This window comes from Streptomyces sp. NRRL B-24572 (assembly GCF_002156145.1).
Classification (GTDB): domain Bacteria; phylum Actinomycetota; class Actinomycetes; order Streptomycetales; family Streptomycetaceae; genus Streptomyces; species Streptomyces vietnamensis.
Genome location: NZ_MWIG01000573.1, coordinates 1 through 7,979, shown reverse-complemented (window position 1 = coordinate 7,979; position 7,979 = coordinate 1). Strand labels below are relative to the sequence as shown.

Sequence of the window (7,979 nt, the reverse complement as noted above, 5' to 3'; positions counted from 1 at the left end):
CCGCGCCTGGGCTGGGCGGCGACGGTTCGCCGCCCAGCCCAGGCGCGGGTCCACACGGCGGGCGGCGAAGGACACCGCCCAGCACGGGCGCGGGCCCACACGGCGGCGGGGCGCCGCCCGGCCCGGGGTGGGCCCGCACGATGCCGGGCGCAGGTCCCGGTGTGGGCGCCGCCCGGCCCGGGCGCGGGCCCCGGGTGCGGGAGGTCAGGTGGGGAGGCCCGCTCGGATCACGGTGGTCGGCTGCTTGAGGAGCGTCACGTCGGCCAGGGGGTCGCCGGACACCAGCACCGCGTCGCCCGCGAAGCCCCGCGCGAGGCGCCCCACCGTGCGCTCCACGCCCAGGAGCCGCGCGGCGCCGGTCGTCGCGGTGCGGATCGCGTCGAGCGCCGACAGGCCGGCCGAGCGCATCAGCTCCACCTCGCGGCCGATCGGCCGCACCGTGCCGCCGGACGAGTCGGTGCCGGCGGCGAGCGGGACGCCGAGTTCGTGCGCGGCGAGGACGGCCCGCTTCAGCAGGGGGAGGTAGGTGCGGCCGCGCTCGGCGAGGATCGGGTTCGGGGAGTCGATCATCCCGGCGATGGCGGAGAGGGTGGGGGTGAAGTACGTACCCCTGCGGCGCATTTCGACCAGCGTGCGCTCGCCGACGAACGCACCGTGCTCCAGGGACCGGATGCCCGCCGTGACGGCGTCGTGGCAGCCCTTCTCGCTGTAGCTGTGGCAGAGGACGCCCTTGCCGCGCCGCCGGGCGGCGGCGACGATCTCGGCGAGCTGCTCGTACGAGTAGACCTGGGCCAGCGGGTCCTGCTCCGGGAGCCCGGCGCGCTCGTTGACGCGGGTCTTGATGACGTCCGCGCCGCGGGCGAGGTTGACCTCGACGACCCGGCGCAGCGCCTCGGCCGAGCGCACGCCGTCCTTGAGGCGCACGAGCGGGGTGAGGTCGGGGTCGGCGAGGAGGGTGTCGCCGAGGTCCGGGGTGACGAAGACGCCGGCGGCCGTCAGGCGGGGTGCGAGGTCCGGGCTGTGCCGGGCGAGTTCGCGGACGGCGATGTCCTGGTAGAAGGTGGTCGATCCGCTGCGTGCGCTGGTCGCGCCCTTGCGGACGGCGTCGCGGGCCTCGGCGGCGGTGCTGAGGTGGATGTGCGCGTCCACCAGGCCCGGCAGGACCCACTGGCCGTCCGCGTCGAGGGTCCTGGCGCCCTGCGGGACGGTGATGGTGCCCTCGCGGCCCGCCGCGCGCACGGTTCCGCCCTCGATCAGGACGACGGCGTTCTCGGTGACCTCGCCGGTGGCGGGGTCGAGGAGGGTGCCTCCCCGGATCACGAGGTCGCCTCCGGCCGGGTTCCCGCCGCGGGGAGCGCCCGCCGGGGACGACGAGCCCGCCGTCGTACCGGCCGTGGCCGCCGCCGTGCCGCCCGCGGCCACGGTGCCGGCGAGCGCGGCCGCACCGGCGAGGATGCCGCGGCGGGTGACCGAGGGGGAGGGCGGCGGGGTGGCTTCGAGGCACATGGGAGCTCCTGGGGGAGGGGGCCGACGGTTCCCCGTTTTGTATACCAAATTGAGGGAGGTGGACAAGGGTGGAGATCGGGAGGGGCGGTTTGATCACGTCATCTCCGCGTGGGAGGGTTTCGTCGGCCCTCATTTTGGTATACGAATTCTTCTGACTCCGTTCCCGCATCCCTCGGGCCCCGCCGATATTCGGGTGCGCGGGACACGGCCGGATGATGCAATCGCCCGATGGGACAAGCGACATCCATGACGGTCGACCGCGGGCGGTTCGAGGACGCGGTCACCCCCTGGGAGCAGGCGGACTGGCGGGCGGCCGCCCTCGGCTGGTCCGAGCGGGAGCTCGCCCGGCACGGCCTGGAGGAGGCTGGACCCCGTGAGGTCAGGGTCCGGCCCTGGTCGATCCTCGTGCGCTTCCGGACCGGAGCCGGGGAGCGCGAGGCGGTGTGGTTCAAGGCGAGCGCCCCGGACGCCGCCTTCGAGGCCGCCCTGGGGGACGCGCTCGCCGAGTGGGTGCCCGAGCACGTCGTGACCCCGCTCGCGGTCGACGCCGGGCGGGGCTGGTCCCTCCTCCCCGACGGCGGCCCTCTCTTCCGGCACGTCCTCGACGCCGGCGGTGCCGGACCGGAGTCCTGGGAGGAGGCGCTCGGCCAGTACGCGCGGATGCAGCGGGCCCTGACCCCGTACACGGACCGGATGGCCGACCTCGGCGTGCCCTGCGGCCGCACCGGCCGGCTGCCGGTCGTCTTCGACGGCCTCGTCGAGGGCAACGCCACCCTGGACCCGGACGCCCGCCGGGCCCTCAGGAGGCAGCGGCCCCGACTCCTCGACTGGTGCGACGAGCTCGACGCGTACGGCATCCCGGACTCGCTCGACCACTGCGACCTGCACGACGCCCAGCTCCTCGCCCCCGCCGCCGGCCGCTTCACCTTCTTCGACTGGGGCGACGCCAACATCGCCCACCCCTTCACCAGCCTGCTGGTCCCCGTCGGCGCCGTCCGGGAGCGCCACGGCCCCGAGCATGTGCACCGGCTGCGCGACGCCTACCTCGAACCCTGGACCGACCTGGGGCCGTCCCTCCCGGAGCTGCGCCGCGCAGCGGCGCTCGCCGCCCGGCTCGCCGCGCTCGGCCGGGCGGTCTCCTGGTTCCGCCTCTTCCCCGGAACCCCGGACACCGGGTGCGCCGAGGCGAGCGCCCACTGGGTGAACGAACTCTTCGCCGCCTCCCCGGTGTTCTGAGGAGGGGACGAGGGGCGGGGCGGGGCGCTCGCGGGCCATGAGGAGTGCGACGGAGACTTCGAGCCGAGGCTCGGCCCCGGCTCGTCGGACACGGGCTCCTGGCGGCCTCACTCGTCGTTGGTGTGGCGGAAGCGTATCCACAGGGGCAGCGCGAACCAGCACAGCAGGTACCAGGTGAGGACGCCGGCGACGAGCCAGGGCACGTACGCGTCGTGCGTGGCCACCCGCAGGACGAGCAGGAGGGACGACGTCAGGGTCGCCAGGAGCAGGACCAGACCGAGCAGGGTCAGGCGTGAGGCCCAGGTGACCGCCCGGGGTTTGATCCGGCGCCCCGCCACGATCCGGTGGAAGGCGACGGGACCGATGAGCGCGCCCGTCGCGAGCGATCCGAGGACGATCGTGACGATGTAGATCGTCTTGTCGGTCTGGTGCAGGCCCTGGAAGTGCGGGGTGAAGACCACCGTGAGGAGGAAGCCGAGGAGGATCTGCACACCGGTCTGCGCCACCCGGATCTCCTGGATGAGATCCTGCCAGCGCCGGTCGGCCCGCTCCTCCTCGGTCTCGTTCCGACCGTGCCGCACCCCGTCCCGAGGCCCCTGCCGAGGCCCCTTCGGCGGCTTCGGGTCCGCCTCCATAGGGGCCTCCTCCTCCATAGAGGTCTCCTCGGATCAGGCGCGGCCCGCGGCCTTCTGGCTCCGGCGGGACAGCGAGTCGACGACCACGGCGGCCAGCAGGACCGATCCGGTGATCATGAACTGGACGGCGTTGCTGACACCCATGATGTTCATGCCCGACTGGATGGATCCGATCACCAGCGCGCCGAGGAGGGCGGACCAGACCGAGCCGCGCCCGCCGAACAGGCTCGTGCCGCCGATGACGGCCGCGGCGATGACGTTCATCAGCAGGTTGCCGCCGCCGGAGGTCTGGCTCGCGGACTGGATCTGCCCGGCCAGGAAGATGCCGCCGACCGCCGCCATGAGCCCGGAGATCGAGAAGACGGTCATCCGGATGAACGGCACGCTGATGCCGGCCCGGCGCGCGCCCTCGATGTTGCCGCCGACGGCGAAGATCTGCCGCCCGTACGTCGTACGGCGCAGCACGAAGTCCAGGACCACGAGCAGGATCAGGAAGATGAGGAGCGCGAGCGGCAGCCCCTGGTACTGGTTGAGGATGTACGCCGAGACGAACGCGATCGCCGCGATGACCACCGTGCGGAGCACGATCTCGGCGACCGGCCGGAACGGCACCCGGGCGGCCTGGCGGCGTCTGGCGTCCAGGAGCGAGGCCGCGAGGAAGAGCCCGACGCCCACGGCCGCGGTGACATAGGCCGCGGCGGGGCTGTGGAAGATCGTCGAGTACAGCTTGGAGACGATGCTCTCGCTCGGGATGTTGACCGTGCCGTTGGCGCCCAGGATCTGGAGCATCAGGCCGTTCCAGAACAGGTTGCCCGCCAGGGTGACCACGAACGCCGGCACGCCGACCTTCGCGAAGAAGAAGCCGTGGATGAGGCCGACGGCGGCTCCGCCCGCGAGGGCGACGAGGAGCGCCAGCCACTCGTTCATGCCGTTCAGGACGTTGAGCACCGCGAAGACGGCGGCGCACAGGCCGCTGACGGAGCCGACGGAGAGGTCGATCTCGCCGAGCAGCAGGACGAAGACGATGCCGACGGCGATCATGCCGGTGCCGACGATCTGCTGACTGAGGTCGGAGAGGTTCTGGGCCGAGAGGAACGTGGAGTCGAGGCTGCCGAACACCGTCCAGATGATGATCACGGCGACGACGACCGGCAGCGACCCCAGCTCTCCGCTGCGCAACCTGCGGCGGAACTCACCGAGATACCCCTTGAGGCCCTCCTCGCGGACGAGCAGCCGGGTGTCGACCGCCGGCATGGCCTCGGTGGCCGGTTCCTGGGCGGCGTCGTCGCCCCGGGCTCGGTCCCGTTTCATCGCTCCTCCTCCCGCTTGCGGGCCTGGCGGCGGGTGACGGCGCTTTCGGTGGCCCCGGTGATGGCGGAGATGATCTCCTCGGTGGTCGTGGCGCGCTTGTCGAAGAAGCCGTTGTTCCGGCCGAGGCGCATGACGGCGATCCGGTCGGCGACCGCCATCACGTCCACCATGTTGTGGCTGATCAGAATGGTGCCGAGACCGTGGTCGCGGAGCCGTTCGACCAGGTCGAGGACCTCGGCGGTCTGCTCCACGCCGAGCGCGGCGGTCGGCTCGTCCAGGATGACGACCTTCGGCTCGCCGATCAGGGAGCGGGCGATCGCCACGGTCTGCCGCTGGCCGCCCGAGAGGGAGGCGATCGGGATCCTGACGCTGGGGATCCGGATGGAGAGGGTGTGGAGGAGCTCGCGCGAACGCTGCTCCATCCTGACCTCGTCCAGGACGCCGAAGCGGCGCAGCTCGCGGCCGAGGAAGAGATTGCCGACCACGTCCAGGTTGTCGCACAGGGCGAGGTCCTGGTAGACGGTGGCGATGCCGAGGTTCTGGGCGTCGTGGGGCCGGTTGATGCTGACCGGCCGGCCCTGCCATTCGATGACGCCCTCGTCGGGCGGGTTCACTCCGGCGATCGACTTGACGGCGGTGGACTTGCCGGCGCCGTTGTCGCCGACGAGGGCGACGACCTCGCCGGCGTGGACCTCCAGATCGAAGTCCTTCAACGCCTGGACCGCACCGAACCGTTTGGAGATCCCCCGCAGGGTGAGCACGGGTGGCTCCGGCAAAGGAACCGCCTCCTCCGCTCGCGCGAACCGCTTCGCGGCCGTCGGATGATGCGACACGCGGCTATTCGAGACCGGCGTCCTTGCAGGCCGCCGCATAGGTCGGAGTGCAGATCTCCTGGACCGTGTAGAGCCCGTCCTTGACGACGGTGTTCTTGATGTTGTCCTTGTTCACCACGACCGGGTTGAGCAGCTGGGCCGCGACCTTGCGGTCACCGTCGCTGGTGACGGTGGTGGGCACCAGGTCGGACGACAGCTTCTTGCCCTCGGCCAGGTTGACGGCCATCGTGGCGGCGATGTCGGCCTCCGGCTTGTACGGCTTCTCGACGGTGAAGGTCTGAGTGCCGATCAGGATCCGCTGGATCGCGTCGAGTTGGGCGTCCTGTCCGGACAGGGGCACGTTGATGCCGGCCGCCTTGAGGGCCGTCGCGATACCGGCGGCCAGTCCGTCGTTGGCCGAGTAGACACCGACGATCTTGTCCTTGCCGAGGGCGCTGATGGCGCCGGCCATCTGCTGGTTGGCGTTGTTCGGGTCCCAGTTGGGAGTGTCGTACTCCTTGCCGATCTTCACCTTGCCGTCGAGGACGGAGTGGGCACCGGCCTTGAACTGGGCCGCGTTCGGGTCCGTCGGCGATCCGTTGTGCATCACGATCTCGCCGCTCTTGGCCTTGTCGCCTAGCGCGGCGAGGAGCGCCTTGCCCTGCAGCTCGCCGACCTTGTGGTTGTCGTACGAGACGTAGGCGTCGACGGGGCCCTGCGCGAGGCGGTCGTACGCGACGACCTTGACGCCCGCGTCATGGGCCTTCTGCACGGAGGACTGGATGGACTTGGCGTCCACGGCGTCCAGGATGAGGACCTTGTCGCCCTTGGCGAGGGCGGTGTTGACCTGCTGTTGCTGGGTGGTGGCGCTCTCCGCGGCGTTGTAGTAGTCGATGTGGGCCCCGGGCGCCAGTTCCTGGATCTTCGCCTCGATGTAGGGCCGGTCGAATTTCTCGTACCGCGTGGTCTTGCTCTCCGGCAGCAGCAGACCGATCTTGACATCCCCCTGCTTCTCGCTTCCCGCGCCCAGGGCCGTCGCGCTCGTCGCCATCACTCCCAGGGAGAGGGCCGCGGCTCCGGCCAGGGCTATCGCGCTCCGCAATGTGCGAGTCATGGGTGGCTCCTTCCGTACGCCCCCTCTCCCTCACCCCGTGAGCGCGGGAACGAGGATGTACATATGGCCTCTCTATCGACATTAGCCGCAACCTGGGGACCGGCAAGCGGGTGAGGGACGGGGCGGGCCGTCGGGTCGAGGCTGGCGGGGCGTCGCCCGGAGTGGGAGGATTCGTATGAAGCGACAACGAGCCCGCGCCGGCGTATCCGCTTCCGGCGGGGTCTCCCGTCGAACGAAGAAGGCGACATGCCTGCCATCACGGAAACCATCGACATCTCCCGAAAGCCCGCGGAGGTCTTCTCCTACGTGACCGACCCGACGCGTCTGCCCGAGTGGCAGGAGAGCGCCGTCTCGGTGCGGAAGATCGGCGACACCCCCCTCGCGGTCGGCTCCAAGGCCGCCGTCACGCGGCGGCTCGGCAAGCGGGAGTTCACCTCGACCATGCAGGTCATCGAGCTGGAGCCGCCGAGGCACTGGCACGTGCACGGCATCGACGGCCCCGTGCGCGGCGACGTCCAGGGCACCATCGAGCCGCTGGACGACGGCGAGCGCTCCCGCCTGACGCTCTCCCTCGACTTCGAGGGACACGGCATCGGCAAGGCCCTCGTCCCCCTCGTCGTCCGCCCGCACGTGCGGAAGGAGATGCCGAGGGACGAAATGATCCTCAAGGGCATCCTGGAGAGCGGCACGGCCGACTGACGCGAGACGGCCGCAGGTCAGGACCTGTCCGACCCCGGTCCGCCGGACAGGCCCTGGTCCGTGGAGACCGGCCGCTCGAAGAAGGTCTCCAGGGACACCGTCGCCTGCGTGCCGCTCACGCCGTCGATCGCGTACAACCGGCGCAGCACGTCCTGGAGTTGGACCGTGGTCGCGGTCCGTACCTTCACCAGGACCGAGGCGCTGCCGGCGATGACGTGCGCCTCCTGGATCTCGGGGATCGCGGCGAACGCCGCCGCCGAATCCCCGATCCAGGCGGACGAGTCGACCATGACGAAGGCGAGCACGTCCCGACCGAGGGCCGCGGGATCGACGTCCACGGTGGTGCGGCGGATGACGCCGCGCTCCCGCAGTTTCCGCACCCGCTCGTGCGCCGCACCCGCCGACAGGCCGACCGCCTTGCCCAGCACCGTGTAAGCCTGTGTGGCGTCCCGCTGGAGCTCGGCGAGCAGTGCCCGGTCGATGGCGTCCAGAGTCCCCTCCGTCATTCCCATGCCGGAAACATACGTCAGTAGTGGCTCCTCATCGCCGTGCGCACCTCGGCGAGGGTCACGTCGGCCACGGCCCGGGCCCGCTCGTTCCCCTCGCGCAGGACCCGTCGCAGGTAGGCGCGGTCCCGTGCGTACTCCGCGCGGCGGGCCCGGACCG

At 71.4% G+C, this 7,979-nt stretch carries 8 protein-coding genes and 1 pseudogene; 2 read left to right on the top strand and 7 right to left on the bottom strand.

All coding sequences use genetic code 11. From position 1 onward, the window contains the following. Positions 1–204: 204 nt before the first annotated feature. Entirely contained in the window at positions 205–1,506 is a 1,302-nt protein-coding gene (locus tag CCN56_RS30310) for an amidohydrolase family protein (protein ID WP_086831135.1), read from the bottom strand. Between the two features lie 228 nt (positions 1,507–1,734). Between CCN56_RS30310 and CCN56_RS30305 the strand changes: the two genes are divergently transcribed. Further along, positions 1,735–2,742 (top strand): aminoglycoside phosphotransferase family protein, encoded by a 1,008-nt coding sequence (locus CCN56_RS30305; RefSeq protein ID WP_179200034.1) that lies wholly within the window; start codon positions 1,735–1,737, stop codon positions 2,740–2,742. A gap of 107 nt (positions 2,743–2,849) precedes the next feature. Here the strand turns inward: CCN56_RS30305 and CCN56_RS30300 are convergent, their stop codons facing one another. From CCN56_RS30300 to CCN56_RS30285, 4 genes are all read right to left on the bottom strand, one after another. Beyond that, positions 2,850–3,377, bottom strand: coding sequence for a DUF6328 family protein (locus CCN56_RS30300; RefSeq protein WP_256962246.1), 528 nt, complete (start codon positions 3,375–3,377; stop codon positions 2,850–2,852). Positions 3,378–3,410: 33 nt separating this feature from the next. After that, the gene (locus CCN56_RS30295) at positions 3,411–4,688 is read right to left on the bottom strand and encodes a sugar ABC transporter permease (protein ID WP_086831133.1); all 1,278 of its coding nucleotides are present in this window, start codon (positions 4,686–4,688) and stop codon (positions 3,411–3,413) included. Beyond that, positions 4,685–5,464 carry an ATP-binding cassette domain-containing protein gene (locus CCN56_RS30290; RefSeq protein ID WP_086831132.1) on the bottom strand — a complete coding sequence of 260 codons (780 nt, stop codon included), beginning with the start codon at positions 5,462–5,464 and terminating at the stop codon, positions 4,685–4,687. The genes CCN56_RS30295 and CCN56_RS30290 overlap by 4 nt, the downstream gene beginning before the upstream one ends. A gap of 61 nt (positions 5,465–5,525) precedes the next feature. After that, positions 5,526–6,614, bottom strand: a complete 1,089-nt coding sequence (locus tag CCN56_RS30285; RefSeq protein WP_086831131.1) for a sugar ABC transporter substrate-binding protein — start codon at positions 6,612–6,614, stop codon at positions 5,526–5,528. A 246-nt stretch (positions 6,615–6,860) separates the two neighbouring features. Here CCN56_RS30285 and CCN56_RS30280 point away from each other — a divergent pair, with 246 nt between their 5' ends. Continuing rightward, the gene (locus CCN56_RS30280; RefSeq protein ID WP_086831130.1) at positions 6,861–7,313 is read left to right on the top strand and encodes an SRPBCC family protein; all 453 of its coding nucleotides are present in this window, start codon (positions 6,861–6,863) and stop codon (positions 7,311–7,313) included. 17 nt (positions 7,314–7,330) lie between these two features. On the opposite strand, the gene CCN56_RS30275 is transcribed toward CCN56_RS30280, so the two are convergent. Together CCN56_RS30275 and CCN56_RS45045 are read right to left on the bottom strand one after the other, a co-directional pair. Continuing rightward, positions 7,331–7,804: an Lrp/AsnC family transcriptional regulator gene (locus CCN56_RS30275; protein WP_086831136.1), complete on the bottom strand. Its 474-nt coding sequence runs from the start codon at positions 7,802–7,804 to the stop codon at positions 7,331–7,333. 35 nt (positions 7,805–7,839) lie between these two features. Beyond that, positions 7,840–7,979 (bottom strand): annotated as a pseudogene (locus tag CCN56_RS45045) (tryptophan--tRNA ligase); the annotation flags it as partial.